Origin of the sequence: Pseudomonas marginalis, assembly GCF_024169655.1 — a bacterium.
GTDB lineage: Bacteria > Pseudomonadota > Gammaproteobacteria > Pseudomonadales > Pseudomonadaceae > Aquipseudomonas > Aquipseudomonas paraveronii.
Genome location: NZ_JALJWV010000001.1, coordinates 3,682,979 through 3,707,918 on the forward strand (window position 1 = coordinate 3,682,979; position 24,940 = coordinate 3,707,918).

At 59.9% G+C, this 24,940-nt stretch carries 21 protein-coding genes and 1 pseudogene; 16 read left to right on the top strand and 6 right to left on the bottom strand.

Features of this window, described 5'->3' with window-relative positions:
• Positions 1-15 precede the first annotated feature (15 nt).
• From J2Y83_RS16680 to J2Y83_RS16695, 4 genes are read left to right on the top strand one after another with little or no spacing between them, the layout of a single operon-like run.
• A complete protein-coding gene (locus J2Y83_RS16680) occupies positions 16-723 on the top strand; it encodes an ABC transporter ATP-binding protein (RefSeq protein ID WP_253396802.1) in 708 nt (235 codons plus the stop codon).
• Positions 720-1,919 (top strand): ABC transporter permease, encoded by a 1,200-nt coding sequence (locus J2Y83_RS16685; protein WP_253396804.1) that lies wholly within the window; start codon positions 720-722, stop codon positions 1,917-1,919. The genes J2Y83_RS16680 and J2Y83_RS16685 overlap by 4 nt, the downstream gene beginning before the upstream one ends.
• Positions 1,912-3,393, top strand: coding sequence for a TolC family protein (locus J2Y83_RS16690; RefSeq protein ID WP_253396805.1), 1,482 nt, complete (start codon positions 1,912-1,914; stop codon positions 3,391-3,393). The genes J2Y83_RS16685 and J2Y83_RS16690 overlap by 8 nt, the downstream gene beginning before the upstream one ends.
• Positions 3,383-4,636, top strand: coding sequence for an efflux RND transporter periplasmic adaptor subunit (locus J2Y83_RS16695; protein ID WP_253396806.1), 1,254 nt, complete (start codon positions 3,383-3,385; stop codon positions 4,634-4,636). The genes J2Y83_RS16690 and J2Y83_RS16695 overlap by 11 nt, the downstream gene beginning before the upstream one ends.
• 209 nt (positions 4,637-4,845) lie before the next feature.
• Here the strand turns inward: J2Y83_RS16695 and J2Y83_RS16700 are convergent, their stop codons facing one another.
• Both J2Y83_RS16700 and J2Y83_RS16705 read right to left on the bottom strand, forming a co-directional pair.
• On the bottom strand, positions 4,846-6,240 hold the full coding sequence (locus tag J2Y83_RS16700) for an FAD/NAD(P)-binding protein (RefSeq protein WP_253396807.1): 1,395 nt from the start codon (positions 6,238-6,240) through the stop codon (positions 4,846-4,848).
• Positions 6,241-6,252: 12 nt separating this feature from the next.
• Positions 6,253-6,447: pseudogene (locus tag J2Y83_RS16705) on the bottom strand (ABC transporter ATP-binding protein); the annotation flags it as partial.
• A gap of 333 nt (positions 6,448-6,780) precedes the next feature.
• Between J2Y83_RS16705 and J2Y83_RS16710 the strand changes: the two are divergent.
• Positions 6,781-7,689: a hypothetical protein gene (locus J2Y83_RS16710; RefSeq protein ID WP_253396808.1), complete on the top strand. Its 909-nt coding sequence runs from the start codon at positions 6,781-6,783 to the stop codon at positions 7,687-7,689.
• Positions 7,690-8,019: 330 nt separating this feature from the next.
• Positions 8,020-8,928, top strand: coding sequence for a hypothetical protein (locus tag J2Y83_RS16715; protein ID WP_253396809.1), 909 nt, complete (start codon positions 8,020-8,022; stop codon positions 8,926-8,928).
• A 220-nt stretch (positions 8,929-9,148) separates the two neighbouring features.
• Here J2Y83_RS16715 and J2Y83_RS16720 read toward each other — a convergent pair whose 3' ends face one another.
• A complete protein-coding gene (locus J2Y83_RS16720; protein ID WP_247403865.1) occupies positions 9,149-9,712 on the bottom strand; it encodes a helix-turn-helix domain-containing protein in 564 nt (187 codons plus the stop codon).
• A gap of 92 nt (positions 9,713-9,804) precedes the next feature.
• Here J2Y83_RS16720 and J2Y83_RS16725 point away from each other — a divergent pair, with 92 nt between their 5' ends.
• The 8 genes from J2Y83_RS16725 to J2Y83_RS16760 all read left to right on the top strand — a co-directional run bounded on the left by J2Y83_RS16725 (position 9,805) and on the right by J2Y83_RS16760 (position 18,290).
• Positions 9,805-10,734, top strand: a complete 930-nt coding sequence (locus J2Y83_RS16725; protein ID WP_253396810.1) for a DMT family transporter — start codon at positions 9,805-9,807, stop codon at positions 10,732-10,734.
• 209 nt (positions 10,735-10,943) lie between these two features.
• Entirely contained in the window at positions 10,944-13,865 is a 2,922-nt protein-coding gene (locus J2Y83_RS16730) for a monovalent cation/H+ antiporter subunit A (RefSeq protein WP_253396812.1), read from the top strand.
• Entirely contained in the window at positions 13,865-14,209 is a 345-nt protein-coding gene (locus tag J2Y83_RS16735; protein WP_007986256.1) for a Na+/H+ antiporter subunit C, read from the top strand. The genes J2Y83_RS16730 and J2Y83_RS16735 overlap by 1 nt, the downstream gene beginning before the upstream one ends.
• Positions 14,206-15,888 (top strand): monovalent cation/H+ antiporter subunit D, encoded by a 1,683-nt coding sequence (locus tag J2Y83_RS16740; RefSeq protein WP_253396813.1) that lies wholly within the window; start codon positions 14,206-14,208, stop codon positions 15,886-15,888. The genes J2Y83_RS16735 and J2Y83_RS16740 overlap by 4 nt, the downstream gene beginning before the upstream one ends.
• The gene (locus J2Y83_RS16745) at positions 15,885-16,373 is read left to right on the top strand and encodes a Na+/H+ antiporter subunit E (RefSeq protein ID WP_253396814.1); all 489 of its coding nucleotides are present in this window, start codon (positions 15,885-15,887) and stop codon (positions 16,371-16,373) included. Before J2Y83_RS16740 ends, J2Y83_RS16745 begins: the two co-directional genes overlap by 4 nt.
• The gene (locus tag J2Y83_RS16750) at positions 16,370-16,648 is read left to right on the top strand and encodes a K+/H+ antiporter subunit F (protein ID WP_253396815.1); all 279 of its coding nucleotides are present in this window, start codon (positions 16,370-16,372) and stop codon (positions 16,646-16,648) included. Before J2Y83_RS16745 ends, J2Y83_RS16750 begins: the two co-directional genes overlap by 4 nt.
• The gene (locus J2Y83_RS16755) at positions 16,645-16,983 is read left to right on the top strand and encodes a Na+/H+ antiporter subunit G (protein WP_253396816.1); all 339 of its coding nucleotides are present in this window, start codon (positions 16,645-16,647) and stop codon (positions 16,981-16,983) included. The genes J2Y83_RS16750 and J2Y83_RS16755 overlap by 4 nt, the downstream gene beginning before the upstream one ends.
• Before the next feature lie 128 nt (positions 16,984-17,111).
• Positions 17,112-18,290: an integrase core domain-containing protein gene (locus tag J2Y83_RS16760; RefSeq protein ID WP_425262813.1), complete on the top strand. Its 1,179-nt coding sequence runs from the start codon at positions 17,112-17,114 to the stop codon at positions 18,288-18,290.
• Positions 18,291-18,394: 104 nt separating this feature from the next.
• On the opposite strand, the gene J2Y83_RS16765 is transcribed toward J2Y83_RS16760, so the two are convergent.
• A complete protein-coding gene (locus tag J2Y83_RS16765; RefSeq protein ID WP_253400406.1) occupies positions 18,395-18,853 on the bottom strand; it encodes an HIT family protein in 459 nt (152 codons plus the stop codon).
• Between the two features lie 379 nt (positions 18,854-19,232).
• Between J2Y83_RS16765 and J2Y83_RS16770 the strand changes: the two genes are divergently transcribed.
• Together J2Y83_RS16770 and J2Y83_RS16775 are read left to right on the top strand one after the other, a co-directional pair.
• Complete coding sequence (locus tag J2Y83_RS16770) at positions 19,233-19,568, top strand: DUF6124 family protein (protein WP_253396817.1); 336 nt, start codon at positions 19,233-19,235, stop codon at positions 19,566-19,568.
• Positions 19,569-19,782: 214 nt separating this feature from the next.
• Positions 19,783-21,669, top strand: coding sequence for a DUF262 domain-containing protein (locus J2Y83_RS16775; RefSeq protein WP_253396819.1), 1,887 nt, complete (start codon positions 19,783-19,785; stop codon positions 21,667-21,669).
• A 111-nt stretch (positions 21,670-21,780) separates the two neighbouring features.
• On the opposite strand, the gene cysS is transcribed toward J2Y83_RS16775, so the two are convergent.
• Positions 21,781-23,169, bottom strand: coding sequence for a cysteine--tRNA ligase (gene cysS, locus J2Y83_RS16780; RefSeq protein ID WP_253396821.1), 1,389 nt, complete (start codon positions 23,167-23,169; stop codon positions 21,781-21,783).
• 15 nt (positions 23,170-23,184) lie between these two features.
• Complete coding sequence (locus J2Y83_RS16785; RefSeq protein ID WP_253396823.1) at positions 23,185-24,882, bottom strand: glutamine--tRNA ligase/YqeY domain fusion protein; 1,698 nt, start codon at positions 24,880-24,882, stop codon at positions 23,185-23,187.
• Positions 24,883-24,940: the final 58 nt, after the last annotated feature.

A 24,940-nucleotide genomic window follows, 5' to 3' on the forward strand; every position in this document is an offset into this window, starting at 1 on the left:
ACTGCAGGCGTAGTCATGATGACAGACACCCCCGCGCACCCAGGCTTGATCTCCCTGCAAGGCATCGGCAAAAGCTATCAGCTCGCCGGTCAGCACCTGTCCATCCTCAATGATGTGTGCCTGTCCATCGCCCGCGGCGACAGTTGCGGCATTCTCGGCGCCTCCGGCTCCGGCAAAAGTACCCTGCTCAACATCCTCGGCCTGCTGGACTTGCCCGACGGCGGCCAGTACCGCTTTGCCGGCCACGATATTTTCAGTGCCAGCCCGGATGAACTGGCGGCAATCCGCAACCAGCAGATCGGCTTCGTCTTCCAGAGTTTCAACCTGCTGCCGCGCCTCAGTGCCCTGGACAACGTCGCCCTGCCTCTGAGTTATCGCGGGGTGTCGCGCCACGAGTCGGTGGAACAGGCGATGCGCATGCTCGAGCAGGTCGGCCTGGCCGAGCGCGCCCACCATCGCCCCGCCGACCTCTCCGGTGGCCAGCGCCAGCGTGTGGCGATTGCGCGTGCGCTGGTGGGCAAGCCCTCGGTCATCCTGGCCGACGAGCCCACCGGCAACCTCGACAGCAGCACTGCCCAGGACATCATGGACCTGCTCCTGGCGCTGAACCACGAGCAACAGGTCACGCTGATCATCGTCACCCACGACGCGCACATCGCCGAGCGCCTGGAGCGCAAGATCCTGGTGCGTAACGGCGTGGTGCACGAGGCCGGTCGCCCATGAGCCTGCGCGTCGAGCAGAGCCTGAGCCAATTGCTGCATGAAGCGTTCGTCAGCCTGCGCACCCTGGGTAAACGCTCGATCCTCGCACTGCTGGGCATCGTGATCGGCAGTTCGTCGGTGGTGGCGCTGATCAATATCGGCCATAACGCGGCGATGGACGCCGCGCTGATTTTCAAGGACATGGGCACCGACACCCTGGTCGCGCAGTTTCCGCCCAAAGGCGACAGCAACGTACCGATGCGCTCGCGCCTCGACCTCGACGCCGTGCGCCAGGCCGTGCCCGGTATCGCGCACATCGGCGCGCTGAGCCTGTTCAGCGGCCCCATCGTGTTCCATGGCCGCAGCGTCAACGCCAACTTTGTCGGCAGCACGCCGGATATCCCGGCCGCCCTGCGCCTGGTGCTGCGCGAGGGGCGCTTGCTGTCGACCTTCGACGCCAATGAAACCTACGGCGTGATCGGTGACCAGATCGCCCAAGCCCTCGGTGCCCCCGGTGAGCCGCTGAAACTGGGCGACCGCGTGCGCATCAACGACTACCTGTTCCTGGTGGTCGGCATCCTGCACAACCAGCCCCGGGCGATGCTGATGCCGGTGCAAGCCAACGAATCGCTGTTCATTCCCGCCGACGGCATGCGCCGCATCTACGCCAGCCCGCAAATCGGCAACGTGATCATCCGCGCCGCGCCGGGGCAGGACATGGAACGCATCGCACGGGACGCCGCTGCCGCGCTGCAACGCCAATTGACCGAGCACACCGTCGACATCACCGTACCCCAGCAAATGATCGACGGCATGACCCGCCAGAGCCGCACCTTCGCCTACCTGCTGCTGGCACTCGGCGCAATCTCCCTGGTGGGCGGCGGTGTCGGGGTGATGAACGTGATGCTGATGAACGTCTCCGAACGCCGCCGCGAGATCGGCATTCGCATGGCCCTCGGCGCGCGCCAACGGGATATCCGCAACCTGTTCCTGCTCGAAGCCATCACCCTCACCGCCGTCGGCGCGCTGTGCGGCGCGGTGCTCGGCATGACCGCCGCCTGGCTCTATGCCTGGCTGTCGGGCTGGGCCTTCGCCCTGGCGGTCGCCGCCCTGCCCCTGGGGGTGGGCAGCACCTTGCTGGTGGGCTTGTTCTTTGGCATCTACCCGGCGGTCTCGGCCTCGCGGTTGCAGCCGGTGGAGGCGTTGCGCGATGAATAAACGCCTGCTGCTGCTCCTGGCCCTGATCAGCCTGCCGAGTGTCGCCGCCGACGTGGTGATCCGCCCCGCAGCGCCCAGCACCACGCGCAGTGGCTACGATCGCGGCGTCTCGCTGAATGCCCAGGTCACCGCCATCACCCTGGGCGATGCGGTATACCTGGGCCTGCGCAACAACCCGGCGATTCGCAGCGCCTACCTGCAGCGGGTCGCGCAGAAGTTCGACCTGCGCGTGGCCGAAGACGTGTTCAACCCCAAGCTCAGCCTCAATAGCTATTACCGCAGCACCCGTGGCTCCGCCGACAACGCACGCAATGCCAACGTGGCACCGGCCACCAGCCTGCTGGGTGAGTACGGCACGCGCCTGAGCATGGCCTGGACCCAGCAACTGAATAACGCCAACCGTGCCGGTCGCTACCGCAGCGACGGCCTCGACCTGGCGCTCATCCAGCCGCTGATGCGCGGCGCCGGCTGGGATGCGACCACCGCGCCGCTGCGCCTGTCGCGCCTGGCGGAGCAGGCCAACCGCCTGAATCTCAAGACCACCGTGGCGCAAACCATCAGCCAGATCATCGCCACCTACCGCGAGTTGCTGCGCGCCCAGGAGCAACTGAGCATCGTCCAGGACGCGCTGAAACGCTCCGGCACCTTGCTGGAAGTGAACAAGGCGCTGATCAGCGCCGGGCGCATGGCCGAGTTCGAGATCGTGCAGACCGAAGCCGATATCGCCACCCAGCAACTGGGTGTGGAAGAAGCGCAGAACCAACTCGACAGCAGCCGCCTGGCCTTGCTGCGCCTGCTGGCCCTCGACCTGTCGACACCGATCCGCGCCACCGAGGCCCTGGAGGCCAAGCCCATGCAGGTCGACAAGCGCGAGGCGTTCAACCTGGCGCAGAACCAGCAACCGGAATACCTCGCCACCCTGCTCGGCAGCCAGCAGGCCGACCTCAACCTGGTGATCGCCAAAGACTCCGGGCGCTGGCAAGTGGACCTCGTGGCCGGGGCGAACCAGTTGCGCGACAACTACAACAACGACGCCGGCAGCGGCAACAACCGCAGTTGGGACAGCTACGCCGGGGTGCAGGTGCAAATCCCCATCGGCGACATCAGCACGCGCCAGGCCGAAGTGCGGGCACGGGTGAATGTGGAGGATCAGACCATCCGCATCACCGACGCCCGCCAGGAGCTGGAACGCAGCGTGAACAACGTAGTACGCGACCTCGGCACGCGCTGGCGCCAGTATGAAATCTCCCAGCGCGCCGTAGAGCTGTCGCGGCGCAAGATCGAAATCGAGCGCGAAAAGCTCAGCGCCGGGCGCTCCACCAACTTCCAGGTGCTGAGTTTCGAAACCGACCTGCGCAACGCCGAAAACGCGCAGCTCAATGCGCTGATCGCTTATTTGAACGCCCAGACCCAGCTCGATCTGACCCTGGGCATGACGCTGGAAAGTTGGGAAATCGCCCTCAATGACTACTAACCAAAAACGCCTGCTGGCGGCTGGATTGATCGTGCTGCTGGCGGGCGCGGGAATTGCCGTGCAAAGCCATCGCAGCGCCGCCGAACCGCTGAACACCGCCGAGCAGTGGCTGGCGGTCAAGCCTGACGCGCTGGTACACCAGATCGGCCTGGTGGGCAAAATCGAGCCCGACACCACCCTCATCCTCACCGCGCCGTTCGACGGCAATGTGCAGGCCAACCTGGTGGAGCAAGGCCAGCGCGTCGACGCCGGGCAAGTGCTGCTGCGCATGGACCCGGCCCTGCTCGAAGTGCAACTGCGCGATGCACTCTCCGCCCAACTCAAGGCCCGGCGCACCGTGCAGGACATGCAGAACTGGGACAACAGCCCCACCGTCAGCCGTGCGCGCCGCAGCCTGCGCACCGCGCAGATGACCGCCGGCAACACCCAGCGCAAACTCACCGAAAGCGAAAACCTGTTTCAGCGCGGCATCATCCCGCGCAACGAACTGGACGACCTCAAGCAGCAGACCCAGCAGCAACAGCTGGACCTGATCGCTGCGCGCGATGAACTGCAACAGGCATTGGAGCAAGGCAAAGGCGAATACCGACAAATCGCGGAGATGGAGCTGACCAATGCCACGGTGAAGTACGACGCCCTGTACCAGCAGCTCGAAGGCAAGGAGGTCAAGGCGCCCTTCTCCGGCATCGTGGTGCCCGCACCCGGAAGCGGCAACGCGGCACAAGGCGCTGGCAACACCAACGCCCCGGTGCAGGCCGGCAGCAAGGTCGGCCAGGGCCAGGTGCTGTTCGGCCTGGCCAATATCGAACGGCTGAAAATCGTCGCCAAGGTCTCCGAGCTGGACATCAACCAACTGCACCAGGGCCAGGCGGTGGAAGTGATGGGCGATGGCTTCGACGGCGAACGGCTGAGCGGCTCGGTGAGTGTGGTCAGCGGCTTGGCGATTGCCGGCGATACCCAGGGCAGCGCGCAGTTTCCGGTGACCCTGTCGATCCCCAAGCTGACCCCACAGCAATTGCAACGGGTGCGGCTGGGGATGAGCGCGCGACTGACCGTCGTCACTTACAACAATGCACAGGCGATCGTGATTCCGAGCCAGGCGATCCAGCCGGACAGGACGGTCGAATATCGGCCCGCGATGGACAAGCCGGTGGAACGCGTGACCGTGACCACCGGGCAATCGACGCCGCAGGGCGTCGAGGTATTCGGGCTAAAACCCGGCTTTGTGAAGACCCCAAGGTAGAGGGAGATCCCCCTCCCACATTTGGATCTCCATGGATCAGATAGATCTCATTTGGCTTTTGATATTGGCGAGGCGGCCCTATAACTGACCTGGTACTGGAAGCCGAGCGTGGTCAAAAAGGTGGGAGGGGGCTTGCCCCCGATAGCGGTGGGTCAGTCAGCTTGTTTGTAACTGATCCACTGCCATCGGGGGCAAGCCCCCTCCCACATTCAGATGTTTGTCAGTTTCAACGCCAGCGCCTTGGCCTGAAGCGCCACATCGGTCACCGCCGTGCTCTCCCACCACATCCCGCGCAACGGCGGGCCCATGGCGAACAGGCGCCGGCTGGCCTGGCCCTGCGCATCCAGCACCGCACCCGAGGCATCCGCCGCAATCCCCAGCGCCAACGGCCCCGGCTGGATCAACCCGCGCTTGAGCAACTGCTGGGGCAACGGCCGGGCCACGCGGCGCCAGTCGTATTCGATACCGCTGGAATTGATCAGCGCCGCGCCCGCGACCTCGGTGATCGTTTGCTCGCCACGCTGACGCAAGCGGATGCTGACCCCGTTGACCGCAGGCGCCAAGCCCTTGAACGACGCCGCACGAATGCGCAGGCGCCCCTCTTCATGCAGGCGCGCCACCAACTGCGCGCTCAGCGGCGGCGAACGGTGGTGATGACTTTCCCACCACGGCCGCACATGCCGCACGAACTGGCGCTTCTCGCGTTCACTGGCCTGGCTCCACAACCGGCCGATATGCGCGCGCACGGTGTCCAGCGGCGCCTGCCAATCGATGCCCTGCGCCGTCGCGATGCGGCATTGCCGACGCACCTCACGCAGCAACTGCCGAGGGCTGCGCAGGCGGTGGTCGGCGGCGAGAAAATCGTCCCAGGCCGGGGGTTGTCGACGCACATGGGGCAGCAGACCGTGGCGCGAGAACACCTCGATCGGCCCCCGGTGCCCGGCCTGTTCCAGCGACACCACGGCGTCGACCATGGTCAGCCCGGAACCGATGATCAGCACCGTCGAGCCGGGGTCGAGTTGAGTCATGGCCTGCACGTCCCACGGGTCTACCGCGGCGGCGTTCAAGCCGCTGGATTCGGTCTGCGGCGTGCGCGCCGCCGGAAACATCCCGGTGGCCAAGACCGCCTGGGCGCCGCGCAGTTGCTGGCCGTTGTCCAGGGTCAGCAGCGTCGAGGCGTGCTCCACTTGCAGGTCGACCACTTCGGCGCGGATATGCTCGACGGTAGAGGCCGACAGCGCCTTGGCCTCAGCCAAGCGCTGCTGCGCGTACAGCCCGAAAATCCCGCGTGGCGGGAACAGCTCACTGATCGGCACGTGCTGCTGGTCCGACTCCGGCCAGCCACCGGCGCCGATGTACTCGGTAAGCCATTGGGTCAAGTCGTCGGCGTTGTCCGGGTCGACACTCATGCGCGCCGCATTGCCGTTCAAGGTATGGCCCAGCTCGACCGCGCTGTAGGCCTCGCCGCGGCCAAGTTCGGCGCGCGGTTCGATCACCAGGATCTGCCGCGAACCGGGCCGGCGCAGCAGTTGCACGGCCAGCATCGTGCCGCTCAGGCCGCCACCGATGATCAGGACATCAGCGTTGCGGATGGATTCAGTCATGCCTGTTCGCCTTTACTGTTTACCCAGATAAATGTCATGCAAATCGCCGCGCGCCAACAGTTCAACGACACTGCCGCTCAAGACCACGCGAACAGTATCCAGCACATAGCCCTGGGACGCATAGTTGAGCGCGACGTTGATGTTCTGCTCGGCGATCAGGAAGCTCACCTGCTGCTCGCGGTTGAGCGGCGCGATGATCTCGAATAATGGGGGTTGAACGGAAAGTCGATAGCATTTATTTAAAGGCTAAGCAGGAACCGTGCCGATATAAAACGCCGTAAAACCCAAGCGTTCATCAATAGTGAGAGGCGGGCACAGCACAAAGTGCTTCTTCGCTGTTGCTGAAGCAACAGTGAATATCCTGTCGAGCGGGGCCGGAATTGATGGTTGAGCGGCGTTCAAGCACGGGTTCCAAATAGACACTTTCGCGATTAAAAACAATCACGTTAAACCTGTCATCTTTGACAGTAGATATTGTATTGCCCGCTTAATAAACTCAGGCCGAACCCGAACCCGAACCACAACAAAGGAGCGCCGCTCATGAACAGCTCGAGTAAAGCCAAGTCAAAAGCCACTTCAGGCACAGCCAGTGCAATAGTGGAACGCGACGATGATTATAAAAGTTTCGAGGGCGCACGCTTCTTTTTCTATCTGGATGAAAAAATAAACAAATGGTACATATCGGCCGGCAGCGCTAACGACGAGCAGGGAAACAATCAAATCATTGTACTGCTGTTGCCTGATGATGGAAATGTTGAAGGAAAAACCTACGACATCGTTTCCGACCCCGAGAAACCAGGGGCAGCCTATGCGTTTTGGGCAAAAGCAGGGCACTCATTTTATCAACCTTACTCCGCCACCGGTGGGAGTGTGACGGTCACGCTGAACAAAAACCTACAGACAGTGGAGTTAACATTCGAATTTGATGCAGAGCACGCTTCAGCCCACGTTTCCCTTACCCAAGGCAAAATGCAACTTGAAGGGTTTACCAGGGAAAGAAAAACCAGAACCAGCAGTTCAATGAAGTGTGACCTTAGCCAGTCGATTAATGGACCTTATCAGTCTACCGAGACAGCCCTCAGAAAAAGGATAGGGACAGGCGGTTTCCCTGACTACCTCCAGGCCTGGTCGCAACAGCTTTCTTCGAAACCCGACATTAAAAATTATCAAATATCAATCAATATCGCCAACGATCTTACACCCGGAACTTACAGCTTCCACCCAAACAGTAACCAGGTCCGGATATTTTTCAGCAACCTCCTTGAGAGCATCACCTGGCTCGCCGACAAAGGTGAGATCAAACTTGAATCCATTCCGGATTTCACGGACCTTACAGGAAAGCTCTTGGGTGAGTTCAACTTTGAGGCCACCGCCAAACTTGCCGATGGCAGCGTACGCTTATTAAAGGTAGAAAATGGAATATTCGACATGGAACAGGAGGACCGTTAGTCGTCGAGTTTTGCGAATGATTCAAAACACCCGCCCCCTCACACGGTGAGTCAGGCACGCTCAACAGCCCTGTCGTTCTGTACATTCGCCAACACCGCCTGGGCGCCGCGCAATTGCTGACCGGTATTCAAGGTCAGCAGCGGCGAGGCGGCGTCCACTTGCAGGTCGTCCGCTTCGTGATGGTTGAGCGGCGTTCAAACACGGGTTTCGAATAGTCAATTTCGCTATTAAAAACAATCACGTTAAACCTGTCATCTTTGACAGTAGATATTGTATTACCCGCTTAATAAACTCAGGCCGAACCCACACCACAACAAAGGAGCGCCGTTTATGAACCGTTCGAGTAAAGCCAAGCCAAAAGCCACTTCAAACACAGCCAGTGCAATAGTGGAGTGCGACGATGATTTTAAAAGTTTCGAGGGCGCACGCTTCTTATTCTACCTGGATGAAAAAACAAAAAGATGGAACATATCGGCCAGCAGCGCTGACAGCGAGCAGGAAGTATATCAAATAATTTCACTGCACTTTCCTGATGATGGAAATGTTGAAGGAAAAACCTACGACATCGTTTCCGAACACAATAAACCGGGGGCAGCCAATGCGTTTTGGGCAAAAGTATGGCACTCAATCTATCAACCTTACCCCGCCAACCGTGGGCGTGTGACGGTCACGTTGAACAAAAACCTACAGACAGTGGAGTTAACATTCGAATTTGATGCAGAGCACGCTTCAGACCAGGTTTCCCTTACCCAAGGCAAAATGCAAATCCAAGGGTTTATCGAGGAAATAAAAACCAGAGCCAGCAGTTCAATGGCGTGTGACCTTAGCGGGTCGATTAATGAACCTTATCAGTCTACCTCGACAGGCTTCAATAAAAAGGGAGAGACCGGCAGTTTCCCTGCCTACCTCCAGGCCTGGTCGCAACAGTTTGCTTCAAAACCTGACCGTAAGAATCGACACATATCAATCAATATCGCCAACGGTCTTTCACCCGGAACTTACGAATTCCACCCAAACAGTAACCAGGTCCGGATTTTTTTCAGCAACGTCCTTGAGGGCACCACCTGGCGCGCCGACAAAGGTGAGATCACATTTAAATCCATTCCGGATTTCACGGACCTTACAGGAAAACTCTTGGGCGAGTTCAACTTTGAGGCCACCGTCGAACTTGCAGATGGCAGCATACGCTTCTTAAAGGTAGAAAATGGAAAATTCGACATGGAACAAGAGGACAGTTAGTCGTCGAGTTTTGCGAATGATTCAAAACACCCGTCCCCTCACACGGTGAGTCAGGCACGCTCAACAGCCCTGTCGTTCTGTACATTTGCCAAGACCGGCGTGATAGCAGGAGTCGTGCCTGAAATTAATCCTCAAAAAATCTGGCTGTTGTCGGTATTTTAAAGGAACGAATCCGCCAGCGATCGAGCATAGTGCCCATCCACTGTTGTCCGGTAAACAGTTAGATCACCACATTGCGTACAAAGCGCACCGCCACGTCGCCGTCATTGCGATAGGCGTGGGCCTGGCGGCTGGCGAACATGAAGAACTCACCGGCGGCGACCGGTTTTTCCTGGTCATCCAGCACCAACGTCAGGCTGCCTTCGAACACGAACAACTGCACGCTCCAGCCATCCGGGTCCGGCTCGGGGCTGTAGCGGTCGCCCGGCTCCAGGCGCATTTCCCACAGTTCGACTTCACGCCGCGCCGTGGCTTTGGCGAGCAGCACGGCTTTGCTGCCGGGGATGTCACCGGCCCAGGCCAGTTCGTTGATGCGGCTATGGTCAGGTGCGTCCGGGGCCTGGATCAGGTCGCTGAAGGCCACGTCCAGCGCTTCGGCGACGCGGTCGAGGGTGGACAGGCTGACGTTTTTCTCGCCGGCCTCGATGGCCACCAGCATGCGCCGGCTGACCCCGGACTTTTCCGAGAGCGCTGTCTGGCTCAAGTCGGCGGCATGACGCAGGCGACGCACATTCTGGCTGACGTGCTGCAGGACCGAGGCCCGTTGCGGATTTTCTTTGTGCACTATATTGCTCAATGGGTGGGTGTGCGCAGTATACTGCCCAGCGTGCGACGCATTGTGCGTTCCGCGCCCTTCCCTTGCAAGACTGAGCCGCCATGACCACCCCGAATGCTCCCTCGCGTTTCAACCGCTTCAGCAAAGCCGAATGCATTCTGGTGTTCATCACCATGATCTGGGGCGGCACCTTTTTGCTGGTGCAGCACGCCATGACGGTCAGCGGGCCGATGTTTTTCGTGGGCCTGCGGTTTGCCGCGGCGACGCTCGCGGTCGGTTTTTTCTCTTTGCGCACCCTGCGCGACCTGACCCTGTTCGAGTTGAAAGCCGGGGTATTTATCGGCGTTGCGATCATGTTCGGCTACGGGTTGCAGACCATCGGCCTGCAGACGATTCTGAGCAGCCAGTCGGCATTTATTACCGCGCTCTACGTACCTTTCGTGCCGTTGTTGCAATGGCTGGTGCTGGGCCGTCGGCCGGGGTTGATGCCGAGCATTGGCATCATGCTGGCGTTCGCCGGCTTGATGCTGTTGACCGGCCCTGCCGGCGCCTCGCTGAATTTCAGCCCCGGCGAAATCGCCACGCTGATCGGCGCGGTGGCGATTGCCGCCGAGATCATCCTGATCAGCGCGTTTGCCGGGCAAGTGGACGTGCGTCGGGTGACCGTGGTGCAACTGGCCACCGCGTCGTTGTTGTCGTTCCTGATGGTGGTGCCGATGGGCGAGGCGCTGCCGGGGTTCTCTTGGTTGCTGTTGTTCAGTGCGGTGGGCCTGGGCTTGACCAGCGCAGTGATCCAGGTGGCGATGAACTGGGCGCAACAGAGCGTTTCGCCGACGCGGGCCACGTTGATTTATGCCGGGGAACCGGTGTGGGCCGGCGTGGTTGGGCGGATTGCCGGGGAGCGGTTCCCGCCGATTGCGATGGTCGGGGCGGCGTTGATCGTGGCGGCGGTGGTGGTGAGCGAGCTGAAGACGCGCGGACAGAAAGCCATCGAATTGCAAAATGCCAAGGAACAGGAGCAGCAGGGGTAAGGTCCGAGCGGTAGCGGAGGCAGTCAAGTCGCCATCGCGGGTAAATCCGGCGCCCACCTGGGGCGGTGTCGTTTGTGGGAAAGGGTATTTGGAACAATGCCAAATGGGCGTTTTCAGCCTACCTTGTAGGATCCTGCCACACGTTGCCGTTTGGTGATCAAGAAAGCGGCACGTATGATGCATCCCAAACTCCCGCAGATTAGAGCCCTATGTCCCTGATAGTTCTACTGCTTCTGCCTTTTATCGGCAGCTGTCTGGCGGCCTTGCTGCCGCACAATGCGCGTAACACCGAATCCCTGCTGGCCGGCCTTATTGCCCTGGCCGGTACCATTCAAGTCGCCCTGCTCTACCCTCAAATCGCCCACGGCGGGGTGATCCGCGAAGAATTCATGTGGTTGCCCAGCCTCGGCGTGAATTTCGTCTTGCGCATGGATGGCTTCGCCTGGTTGTTCTCGATGCTGGTACTCGGCATCGGCACGCTGGTGTCGCTGTATGCGCGTTACTACATGTCGCCGGACGATCCGGTGCCACGCTTCTTTGCGTTTTTCCTGGCATTCATGGGGGCCATGCTCGGCCTGGTGATCTCCGGCAACCTGATCCAGATCGTGTTCTTCTGGGAACTGACCAGCCTGTTCTCGTTCCTGCTGATCGGCTACTGGCACCACCGCGCCGATGCGCGACGCGGCGCCTACATGGCGTTAATGGTCACCGGCGCGGGCGGTTTGTGCCTGCTGGCCGGTGTGATGCTGCTCGGGCATATCGTCGGCAGCTATGACCTGGACCGGGTTCTGGCGGCGGGCGATCAGATTCGCGCGCACTCGCTGTACCCGGTCATGCTGGCCCTGGTGCTGGTCGGTGCGCTGAGCAAAAGCGCGCAGTTCCCGTTCCACTTCTGGCTGCCCCACGCCATGGCGGCACCGACGCCGGTATCGGCCTATCTGCATTCGGCGACGATGGTGAAGGCCGGCGTGTTTTTGCTGGCCCGCCTGTGGCCGTCACTGTCCGGCAGCGAAGAATGGTTCTGGATCGTCGGCGGTGCCGGCGCCGTGACCCTCCTGCTCGGTGCTTACTGCGCCATGTTCCAGAACGATCTCAAGGGCCTGCTGGCCTACTCCACCATCAGCCACCTCGGGCTGATCACCCTGCTGCTCGGCCTCAACAGCCCGCTGGCCGCCGTCGCTGCGGTGTTCCATATCCTCAACCATGCCACCTTCAAGGCCTCGCTGTTCATGGCGGCCGGCATCATCGACCACGAAAGCGGCACCCGCGATATCCGCAAGCTCAGCGGCCTGGTGCGCTTGATCCCGTTTACCGCGACCCTGGCGATGGTGGCCAGTGCGTCCATGGCCGGCGTGCCGTTGCTCAATGGCTTTCTGTCCAAAGAGATGTTCTTCGCTGAAACCGTGTTTATCTCAGCGACCGCCTGGGTGGAAATCGCCCTGCCGGTGATCGCGACCATCGCCGGCACGTTCAGCGTGGCCTACGCGCTGCGCTTTACGGTGGATGTGTTCTTCGGCCCGCCCGCAACCGACCTGCCCCACACCCCGCACGAGCCTCCACGCTGGATGCGCGCGCCGGTGGAACTGCTGGTGTTCACCTGCCTGCTGGTGGGGATCTTCCCGGCCCAGGTGGTCGGTTCGATCCTCGCCGCCGCCGCGCTGCCGGTGGTCGGCGGGGTGCTGCCGGAATACAGCCTGGCCATCTGGCACGGCTGGAACGCACCGATGATCATGAGCCTGGTGGCGATGTCCGGTGGCGTGGTGCTTTACCTGCTGTTGCGCAAGCAACTCAAGCGCGGACGCTTCAAGTACCCGCCGATCATCAGCTACTTCAATGGCAAGCGCGGCTTCGAACGCTGCCTGGTGGTGATGATGCGCGGCGTGCGCAGGATCGAGAAACGCATCAGCACCAAGCGCCTGCAGACGCAGCTGTTCCTGCTGGTGCTGGTCGCCGTGATCGGCGGCATGATCCCGATGCTCAACAGCGGCCTCAGTTGGGGCGACCGGCCGAAGATCCCGGGTTCCATCGTATTCGTCACCCTGTGGCTGCTGGCGATTGCCTGCGCCCTCGGTGCCGCCTGGCAAGCCAAGTACCACCGGCTGGCGGCCCTGACCATGGTCAGCGTGTGCGGCATGATGACCTGCATCACCTTCGTGTGGTTCTCGGCGCCGGACCTGGCGCTGACGCAGTTGGTCGTCGAAGTGGTGACCACCGTGCTGATCCTGCTGGGCCTGCGCTGGCTGCCACGGCGGATCGAAGAAGTCTCGCCACTGCCCAATACGTTGCGCAAGGCACGCATTCGCCGCTTGCGCGACTTCCTGCTGTCCACCGTGGTCGGTGGCGGCATGGCGCTGCTGTCCTACGCCATGCTGACCCGCCAGACGCCCAACGATATTTCCTCGTTCTACCTGAGCCGCGCCCTCCCCGAAGGCGGCGGCAGCAATGTGGTAAACGTGATGCTGGTGGACTTCCGTGGCTTCGACACCCTGGGCGAAATCACCGTACTCGGCGCCGTGGCGCTGACCGTGTACGCCCTGCTGCGGCGCTTCCGCCCCTCCAAGGAAAGCATGCAATTGCCCGCGCAACAGCGCCAACTCGCGCCGGACGTGGCCACCGACCTGGTCAACCCACGCCAGGCCAGCGACACCGCCCTGGGCTACATGATGGTGCCGGCGGTGCTGGTGCGCCTGCTGCTGCCGATTGCGCTGGTGGTGTCGTTCTATCTGTTCATGCGTGGCCATAACCAGCCGGGCGGTGGTTTCGTCGCCGGCCTGGTGATGTCGGTGGCGTTTATCCTGCAATACATGGTCGCCGGCACCCAGTGGGTCGAGGCGCAGATGAGTTTGCGGCCGATGCGCTGGATGGGCTTCGGCCTGTTCTCGGCGACCCTGACCGGGCTCGGTGCCTTGTTCGCCGGCTACCCGTTCCTCACCACCCATACCTGGCATTTCAGCTTGCCGGTGCTGGGCGACATCCATATCGCCAGCGCGCTGTTCTTCGACGTCGGCGTGTACGCCATGGTCGTCGGCTCGACGCTGCTGATGCTCACCGCTCTCGGTCACCAATCGGTGCGAGCCCATAAACCGAGCAACCAGCCGAAAACCGTTGCTACACCGGAAGGAGCCGCCTGATGGAAGAAGTCATCGCAATTGCCATTGGGGTCCTGGCGGCCTCCGGCGTCTGGTTGATCCTGCGACCACGGACGTTCCAGGTGGTGATGGGCCTGTGCCTGTTGTCATACGGGGTCAACCTGTTCATTTTCAGCATGGGTAGCCTGTTTATCGGCAAGGAGCCGATCATCAAGGACGGCGTGCCGCAAGACCTGTTGCACTACACCGATCCCCTGCCCCAGGCGTTGGTGCTGACGGCGATCGTGATCAGCTTCGCCATGACCGCGCTGTTCCTCGTGGTACTGCTGGCGTCGCGGGGCCTGACCGGCACCGACCATGTGGACGGCCGGGAGCCCAAGGAATGACGTGGGTCAATCAACTGATCGTCGCGCCGATCCTGCTGCCGTTGCTGACCGCCGCCCTGATGCTGATGCTCGGCGAGAAGCACCGCCCGCTCAAGGCGCGTATCAACCTGTTCTCGAGCATGCTCGGCCTCGCTATCGCCATCCTGCTGCTGTACTGGACGCAACAAGGCGGCCCCGGTTCGATCGGCGTGTACTTGCCCGGCAACTGGCAAGTGCCGTTCGGCATCGTGCTGGTGGTGGACCAACTGTCGGCGCTGATGCTGGTACTCACCGGGATCATCGGCGTGAGTGCGCTGCTGTTCGCCATGGCCCGCTGGGACCGCGCGGGCACCAGTTTCCATGCGTTGTTCCAGATCCAGATGATGGGCCTCTACGGCGCCTTTCTCACCGCCGACCTGTTCAACCTGTTCGTGTTCTTCGAGGTGTTGCTGGCGGCCTCCTATGGCTTGATGCTGCACGGTTCCGGCCGGGCGCGGGTGTCGTCGGGGCTGCATTACATCGCGATCAACCTGCTGGCGTCGTCGCTGTTCCTGATTGGCGCGGCAATGATCTATGGCGTCACCGGCACACTGAACTTCGCTGACCTGGCGCTGAAAATCCCGCTGGTGCCCGAGGCCGATCGCGGCCTGTTGCACGCGGGGGCGGCGATCCTCGCCACCGCATTCCTGGCCAAGGCCGGCATGTGGCCGCTGAACTTCTGGCTGGCGCCGGCGTACTCATCGGCCAGCGCGCCGGTGGCGGCGATGTTCGCGATCATGACCAAGGTCGGCGTGTACACCGTGCTGCGCCTGTGGACCCTGCTGTTCTCCGGCCAGGCCGGGGCCTCGGCGCTGTTCGGCGGCGACTGGCTGGTGTACGGCGGCATGGCGACCATCCTCTGCGCGGCGCTGGCGATGCTGGCGGCGCAGCGCCTGGAGCGCATGGCCAGCCTGAGCATCCTGGTTTCGGCCGGCATCCTGCTGTCGTCGGTGGGGTTCGCCCAGCCGAGCCTGACAGCCGGGGCACTGTTCTATCTGATCAGTTCCACACTGGCCTTGAGCGCGCTGTTCCTGCTGGCCGAATTGATCGAACGCTCGCGCTCGGCCAACGACCTGCCGCTGGATGAAGAGATCGATGCGCTGCCCAAGGCCATGGAATCCCTGCATCCACGCCCCGGCGTCAATCTCGATGACGAACAGAAAGCCGTGGTCGGCCAGGTGATTCCCTGGACCATGGCCTTCCTCGGCTTGAGCTTTGTCGCCTGCGCGCTGCTGATCATCGGCATGCCGCCGCTGTCGGGGTTTATCGGCAAGCTCAGTCTGTTGAGCGCGCTGGTCAATCCGTTGGGCTTGGGCCATGCGCTGGATGAGCCCGTCCGCCCTGCCGCGTGGGGCCTGGTGGCGCTGCTGATCCTGTCCGGCCTGGCCTCGCTGATCGCCTTCGCCCGCCTGGGCATCCAACGCTTCTGGACCCCGGAAGAGCGCCCTTCACCGCTGCTGCGCCGTTACGAGTGCGTGCCGATCTTCTTCCTGCTCGGCCTGAGCATCCTGCTGACCTTCAAGGCCGAGCCGCTGATGCGCTACACCCTCGACACCGCCAAGAGCCTGAACAACCCGGAACAGTATGTGATGGCGGTCATGGCCACACGCCCGGTGCCCAGCCCTGAAGCCAGGACCGCCGCGCTGGAGGTGCAGCCATGAAGCGCCTGTTCCCGGCCCCGTGGTTGTCGCTGGCGTTGTGGGTGTTGTGGCTGGTGCTGAACCTGTCCGTGAGCCCTGGCAACCTGCTGCTGGGCGCGCTGTTGGGTTTTCTCGCGCCGCTGCTGATGGCGCCGCTGCGCCCGTTGTCGATTCGTATCCATCGTCCCGGAGTGATCATCCGCCTGTTCTTTCGGGTGGGGCGTGATGTGATCGTCTCCAACCTGCAAGTCGCCTGGGGCGTGCTGGTGTGCGGCTCGCGGCCACCGCGTTCGCGCTTTATCAAAATCCCCCTGGACCTGCGCGACGCCAACGGCCTGGCCGTGTTGTCGATGATCACCAGCGTGACCCCCGGCACCGTCTGGTCGGAACTCGCCCTGGACCGCAGCATCCTGTTGTTGCACGTCTTCGATCTGGACGATGAAGCGCAGTTTATCCAGCACTTCAAACACGACTACGAACGGCCCTTGATGGAGATCTTCGAATGAGCGCCCTGCTCTCCAATGCGATCCTGTTCAGCCTGTTCCTGTTCTCGCTGGCCATGGCGCTGACCCTGATCCGCCTGTTCAAAGGCCCATCGGCCCAGGACCGGGTCCTGGCGCTGGACTATCTGTACATCCTGGCGATGCTGATGATGCTGGTGCTGGGCATTCGGTATGCCAGTGATACCTACTTCGAAGCGGCGCTGTTGATCGCGCTGTTTGGCTTTGTCGGGTCATTTGCCCTGGCCAAATTCCTGCTGCGTGGCGAGGTGATCGAATGATGCCGTTATGGATTGAAGTGTGCGTGGCCGTGTTGCTGGTGCTGAGCAGCGTGTTTGCGCTGATTGGCGCAATCGGGTTGCTGCGCATGAAGGATTTCTTCCAGCGCATGCACCCGCCGGCACTGGCCTCGACGTTGGGCGCGTGGAGCGTGGCGTTGGCGTCGATCATCTATTTTTCGATGCTCAAGTCCGCGCCGGTGCTGCACGGCTGGCTGATCCCGATCTTGTTGTCGATCACCGTGCCGGTGACGACGCTGCTGCTGGCGCGCACGGCGTTGTTCCGCAAGCGCATGGCCGGGGATGACGTGCCGGCCGAGGTCAGCAGCCGTCGCTGAGTTCTGAAGCGACACGGTCAAAAAAATGTGGGAGGGGGCTTGCCCCGGTACAGACCGGAGACATCCTTTACGTTTGAAACCGGAGACATCGTTTACATGTATTAATCATGGCCAGGAGGTAACTGGCCATGTCATGGAATCGAGAGTCCCCGATGGATCAAAAAGTCAGATTGATAGGCGACTGGCTGTCCGGCGCCTATTCAAAACGTCAACTGGCATTGAGCTACGGCATTAGTCGACCGACCTTGGACAAGTGGCTGCAACGGTATGCCACTGCTGGCCTGGACGGGCTCAAGGACGCCTCACGCCGTCCACTCTCAAGCCCTTTTCAAACGTGCGATGCGCATATTGCTGCTCTAATCGAGCTCAAGCATCAACACCATGACTGGGGCCCCAAAAAGCTGGTCAAGGTCCTTTCCAATCGCTATCCGGAATGTCATTGGCCGGCACCCAGCACGGCGGGGGAATGGCTCAAACGAGCGGGACTGGTTCAAGAGCGGCGCAAGCGCAATCGCCCGCCTACCGGCCCCGTCAAACTTCGCCCGGCAGATCTCCCCAATCAAACGTGGGCCGCTGACTTCAAAGGCGACTTTTTAATGGCGGATGGCCGACGCTGTTACCCGCTGACGCTCACGGATCAGGCCAGCAGATTCATATTGTTGTGTCGTGCGCAGCCCAGTGTGGCTGGGGCCCGCGAGGGTTTTGACTGGGCTTTTCGCGAGTACGGTCTGCCTGATGTCATCCGGACTGACAACGGTTCACCTTTCGCCTCAACCGGTCTCAGCAGGCTCTCCAGTCTGGCCGTCTGGTGGATACGACTGGGTATCTACCCAGAGCGTATTCAGCCGGGGCGACCCGATCAGAACGGGCGGCATGAGCGTATGCATCGCTCACTCAAGGCCGCGTTACTGAAGACGCCAGAAGCCAATATGGTGCAGCAGCAGTTGGCGTTTGAACGATTTCGACAGGAATTCAATCATGATCGGCCGCACGAGGCGTTAGACATGAAGGTGCCGAACGATCTGTACGATAAATCGCCAAGGATCTATACAGGCTGGGTACCTCCTGCCGAATATGGAGCGGATATGGAGGTACGCAAAGTCAGAACAGACGGGTCAATGAAGTGGAGGGGCAGGATGATCTTTTTGAGTGAGTCACTGGTAGGAGAGTCCGTTGGACTGCGAGAAGTGGACGACAACGTGTGGGACATGTACCTATGTAACTATCCACTGGGTAGGCTAGACAGCGGTGCAAGCAGGCTATCCAGCACCCAGAAACGTAAAGGATGTCCCCGGTCTCGTTTGTAAAGGATGTCTCCGTTCGTACACCCCGATAGCAGGGTGTCAGTGAGTGCAGCTGTCGCTGACACACCGCTATCGGGGGCAAGCCCCCTCCCACAGTTTGATTGAGGCTAGGCGAAGGATCGGATTCGTGCCGCCAACTCCGCCAATTCGGCATCATCCGCCCGACCCGAATCGTGCGACGAGATATACCCTTCATAGGCCTCAAAGAACTTATCCACCTTCGAGCTCAACGGCTTGAACGTGCTGTCCTGCCCCGTCCCATGCATGGGAAACAGCTTCGCATGCAGGTGATCCACCCCGTAGCCTTCCAGGATCATCCCCGTGCGCGCCACATCGGGAAACGCCCGGTCGATCTGCTGCGCAGTTTTCTTCGCCGCCACCACCAGACCTGACAGCACTTCATCCGACTGCGCAAACGCATAACTGCCGTAATGTTGCTTGGGGATCACCACGCTGAAGCCTGGGGTGTTGGGGAAAATAGACAGGAAGGCCATATGGTGTTCGTCTTCCCACAGAATATGGGCCGGGGAGGTTTTTCGGACAATGCTGCAGAAAATACAATCCATTTGAATCACCGTCAGTTTCATCATGGGTTGGGTTGTGGCGACTATCTAAAAGTAAGCGTCGGCCGGCGTCAAAAAAACCGTAGAAACGAGAACTTTCCGACATCTTTTTAGGGTTGCCCCTCGGACGATGCATCACTAATCTTCGGCGGTCGCTGCAAATTCAGCGACCGGGTTTCGCAGCCCGGTTAAACTCTAGACGCACAGCGTCCACCTCAGATAGCGGGCGTTTTTTAATGCCTGATGTTATGGCGGCTGTGCGCGGGATACCTTCGGGTATGCCGGGTGCCTAGAGTCCCGGTCTGCGAACCTGCGTACAGCTGCCACCCGGGTATCGTTTCGCAGCGATGGGTGGTGGCTCCAATACTCTAGGAGCTAAATCATGATTAAAGACAGTCCGAATCCGCCGTCGAATTCAAGCGCGTTTCAAGCTGCTGCTCATCGAGCGATTAACCATTATTTGAACTCACCCAAGAACACCGAACAGCCTGCACCAAACCATGGCCTCTTTGCCGTGCGCGATAACGTGGATGCCGAGACACTGCTGGTCAATGCGTCGGAGGATCTTGCGTCAGCTCAGGCACTGGCGAGCCATTTGGCGTTCGAAATTGATGGCGCTTCGCGTAGCGTGGCGCTAGGAATTTGCCGGATGCTGGAGGGAATTGAATTATTAGTGGATAGAGCATTGGATCAGTATCCACTCCCAGCTCAGCGTTAGGACCAGAGCGGCCTTACAACTGGCGTATCTATGAGGGGAGTAAATAGATACGCTCCTGCTACTTGATCGCTGCCGACGTGAACCTGATCTAGGGTTTTGATATTTTGCGGATTGAAGCGGTTAATTTCTGTACCAACATTCCAACTGGATCGCTTGGATAGCCCAAGGAAAAACTCACTAACGCGTCTTAAAAAGCCAAAAGGAAACAGGGCAAATGGATTCACGCACCTTCAACATCCAGCAGATGTTTCAAGACAGGCGTCAGTATCGAGTTCCGTTCTACCAACGGCCCTACGTATGGAGTCGAGAAGACCAATGGGAGCGCCTTTGGGAAGACATACGCGACAAAGCAGAATCTCGTCTTACAGGCGATAAGGCAGTGCCTCATTTTATGGGGGCCGTCGTGCTGGAACCCCAAAAGAAGACAGGCCTGTTAGGAGTCGAGCGACACCACATCATTGATGGACAACAACGTTTGACAACGATGCAATATGTACTGACTGCATTGACGCACGCTTTGCGCGAATGGGAACAGCCAAATTTCCTGCCCGTCATCGAAACCTGTCTACGCAACAGCAACCAAGAGACCATGGAAGAAAAAGAGGTAGAGCTTTTCAAGCTCTGGCCCACATTTCGAGACCGTCATCAATATACCCAAGCGATGACGGCTATATCGATCGACGACCTGCGTGAAAGATTTCCTTCGAGCTTTACGCAAAGCGGCAGTATTCGAAAAATAGGCATTAACCATCCTCCAGCACTAGAAGCGATTGTATTTTTCCGTAATGCGATGATCGAATGGGGAGAGAGTCAGACGGAAGAGTCTTACCTCTCCGTCGCAGTGGCTTTAGCGACAGCTGTCCTTACAGACCTTTCAATAGTATGCATTTCACTGGGTGAAGACGACGACGCCCAAGTCATATTTGAAACACTCAATGGTCATGGTGCACAACTCCATGCGACCGATTTAATTCGCAACTTCATTTTTATGCGTGCTGGATTGAATGCTGATGATCTTTACAAAAATCTCTGGTCCAGATTTGAAGATGAATTATGGTCAGAGCCACAGTCACGTGGCCGACTCAACCGGCCCCGACTGGAGTGGTTCGTACAAACCGTACTGCAAGCAGAAACTGCTGAAGAAATTGATATCGGACGATTATACGCTGGCTATCGCCGTTTTGTGGATGACACACCGAAACTATACAGCGCAGACGCCCAACTTGAGTTGCTCAACAGCCACGCCGAACACTATCGTAATTTGGTAAAAGGCACTGGAGAGACACCCATTGGCATATTCGGTCGACGCGTTGCCGCGTGGGATGCGTCTCCTACGCACGCCTTGGCGCTCAAGGTTGCTTCATCGTATCTTTCGTTTGAAGACCAGCACAACATTTTTGACTGCATAGAATCATATCTAGTGCGCCGGGCGGTATGCGGACTCACCAGAAAAAGCTACAACAAAGTTTTTTCACAACAACTGAAAAAACTTCAAGCTGGAGAGCTAAGCGCCACTGCGTTTCGAAAAAACTTGGCTGAACCGCTTGGGGACGCTTCGCGCTGGCCAACTGACGAAGAGTTTCTACACCATTGGCTGGAAGGTGATATTTATCCAGGTCGCCTCGATGCGATAAAGCTACGGACCACCTTCCACCGTCTAGAAACGGCACTCCGTACAGAGCGAAGTGAAGAGCGCGTGCCATTGGCGTTGGATACCTTAGACATCGACCACATCCTTCCTCAGTCTTGGTATGCGCACTGGTCACTCTCCGACGGTACACTTTCAACCGCTGCTGAAGCAACTGAAGCGTACAAACTTGAATATGTATCAGGCCACTTAGACAATCGCTCACAAGCCATTCTTAATCGTGAGTACTCCGTACCTCGCATGGGCAATCTCACTCTCGTACACTATGGAGTTAACCGTTCACTGCAAAATCATGCATATTCTCAGAAGCGACAGGCATTGTTTGAACACTCAAATCTTCATCTAAATCGTGAGTTGATGCAAATAACTCAGTGGAACGAAACAACTATCACTGAACGTGGCGCCAAATTATTTGAGGTCGCACGGACATTGTGGATTGGTCCAAGTACGTGACGCAGGCCAGCACCTATATTTGATTGGAGCTCTGTCACGGTTTCAGACGCTTAGCCCCATTAAAAAAACGCCCCGAACCAGTCGGGGCGTTTTTCATTCAGCGCTTACAGATCAAGCCTGATCAGCCAACCGCCACGTCGTCCCACCCTTGCCGTCTTCCAACACCACACCCATCGCGGTCAGTTGGTCACGGATGCGGTCGGACTCCGCCCAGTCCTTGTTGGCCCGAGCCGCCAAACGCGCCTGGATCAGCGCGTCTACTTCAGCCGCATCCACACGCCCTTCGGCGCCGGCTTGCAGGAAGTCATCGGCTTCCATCTGCAACACGCCCAGCACGCTGGCCAGTTCTTTCAGGCGTGCAGCCAGACCGGCTGCGGCGTCGAGATCGCTCTCACGCAGGCGGTTGATCTCGCGCACCATCTCGAACAGCACCGCGCAGGCTTCCGGGGTGCCGAAGTCGTCGTTCATCACTTCGGTGAACCGGGCCACGAACGCTTCGCCGCCGGCCGGGGCCACGCAGGGCAGGCCTTTCAACGCGTGGTAGAAACGCTCCAGAGCGCCTTTGGCGTCCTTGAGGTTGTCTTCCGAGTAGTTGATCGCGCTGCGATAGTGGCTCGACACCAACAGGTAACGCACCACTTCCGGATGGTACTTTTCCAGCACGTCGCGGATGGTGAAGAAGTTGTTCAAGGACTTGGACATCTTCTCGCCATTGATGCGGATCATGCCGCAGTGCATCCAGGCGTTGGCGTAGGTCTTGCCGGTGGCGGCTTCGCTTTGGGCGATTTCGTTTTCGTGGTGCGGGAACTCGAGGTCGCTGCCGCCACCATGAATGTCGAAGGTCTCGCCCAGGCAGCAGGTGGACATCACCGAGCACTCGATGTGCCAGCCCGGACGCCCGGCGCCCCAAGGTGATTCCCAGCTTGGCTCGCCGGGCTTGGTGCCTTTCCACAGCACGAAGTCGAGCGGGTCTTGCTTGGCTTCGTCGACTTCGATGCGCGCGCCGATGCGCAGGTCTTCGATTTTCTTGCGCGACAGCTTGCCGTAGCCCATGAACTTGGCGACGCGGTAGTACACGTCGCCATTGCCTGGGGCGTAAGCGTAGCCCTTGTCGATCAAGGTCTGGATCATCGCGTGCATGCCCGGGATATGGTCCGTGGCGCGCGGTTCCATGTCCGGCTTGAGGATGTTGAGGCGCGCCTCGTCCTCGTGCATCGCGGCGATCATGCGCGCGGTCAGGGCGTCGAACGACTCGCCGTTTTCCTTGGCGCGGTTGATGATCTTGTCGTCGATGTCGGTGATGTTGCGCACATAGGTCAAGTCGTAGCCGCTGAAACGCAACCAGCGGGTCACCAGGTCAAAGGCGACCATGCTGCGGCCGTGGCCGATGTGGCAGTAGTCGTATACGGTCATGCCGCATACGTACATGCGCACCTTGTTGCCATCCAGCGGCTTGAAGACTTCTTTGCTCTTGCTGAGCGTGTTGTAGATCGTTAGCACGACAAATCCCTTAAATCACTGGCCCCACGAATCACGCAAGGTCACGGTACGGTTGAATACCGGATGACCAGGTTTCGAGTCCTTGATATCCGCGCAGAAGTAGCCTTCGCGCTCGAACTGGAAACGGTCTTCCGGCTGTGCATTGCCAAGGGATGGCTCGGCACGACAACCCGTGAGTACTTGCAGGGAGTTCGGGTTGATGTTGTCGAGGAAGCTCGCGCTGTCTTCGGCTTTCTCAGGGTTCGGCGAACGGAACAGACGATCGTACAGACGCACTTCGCACTCGACGCTGGCGGCGGCCGGCACCCAGTGGATCACGCCTTTGACCTTGCGGCCTTCAGGGTTCTTGCCCAGGGTCTCTGGGTCATACGAGCAACGCAGTTCGACGATATTACCCGCGGCGTCCTTGATCGCCTCGTCGGCGCGGATCACGTAGCTGCCGCGCAGGCGCACTTCGCCGGCGGGTTCCAGGCGCTTGTAGCCTTTTGGCGGCTCTTCCATGAAGTCGTCACGGTCGATGTAGATTTCACGGGCAAACGGCAGTGCGCGCACGCCCATGTCTTCTTTCGGGTGGCGTGGCAGTTCGAGGTTCTCGACCTGGCCTTCCGGGTAGTTGGTGATCACGACTTTCAGCGGGCGCAGCACACACATGGCACGCGGGGCGCTGTGGTCGAGGTCGTCACGGATGCTGAATTCGAGCATACCGAAGTCGACCACGCCGTCGGAACGGTTGGTGCCGACCATTTCGCAGAAGTTGCGGATGGATTTGGGCGTGTAGCCGCGACGACGGAAGCCCGACAGCGTCGACATGCGCGGGTCGTCCCAGCCGTTGACGTGCTTTTCATCCACCAGTTGCTTGAGCTTGCGCTTGCTGGTGATGGTGTAGTTCAGGTTCAGGCGGCTGAATTCGTACTGGCGCGGCTGTGCCGGAACCGGCAGGTGCTCCAGGAACCATTCGTACAGCGGACGGTGGCTTTCGAACTCCAGGGTGCAGATGGAGTGGGTGATGCCTTCGATGGCGTCCGACTGACCGTGGGTGAAGTCGTAGTTCGGGTAGATGCACCACTTATCACCGGTCTGGTGGTGATGGGCATGGCGGATGCGGTACATGATCGGGTCGCGCAGGTTCATGTTCGGCGAGGCCATGTCGATCTTGGCACGCAGTACACGGGCGCCGTCCGCGAACTCACCGGCGCGCATGCGGGCGAACCAGTCCAGGTTCTCTTCCACCGAGCGGTCGCGGAACGGGCTGTTCTTGCCCGGCTCGGTCAGCGTGCCACGGTATTCCTTGGCCTGTTCAGGGGTGAGGTCGTCGACGTAGGCCTTGCCGGCCTTGATCAGTAAGATGGCCCAGTCGAACAACTGGTCGAAATACTTGGACGCATAGCGCACTTCACCGGACCATTCGAAGCCCAGCCACTTGATGTCGCTTTCGATGGCGTCGATGTATTCCTGGTCTTCCTTGGCCGGGTTGGTGTCGTCGAAACGCAGGTGCGTGACGCCACCGAACTCCTGGGCCAGACCGAAGTTCACACAGATCGACTTGGCGTGACCGATGTGCAGGTAGCCGTTGGGCTCTGGCGGGAAGCGGGTGACGATCTGCGTGTGCTTGCCCGAATCCAGGTCCGCCTGGATGATCGGGCGCAGGAAGTTGACCGTGGCGGCAGGGCCGGCCTTGGCGTTCGAGGTAGGGTCGACAGTGGGCTTGCTCATAATATCCTTGAACAGACGAGTACGTGGCCTTGGTCAGGCCAGATAAAACAAAGGGCTT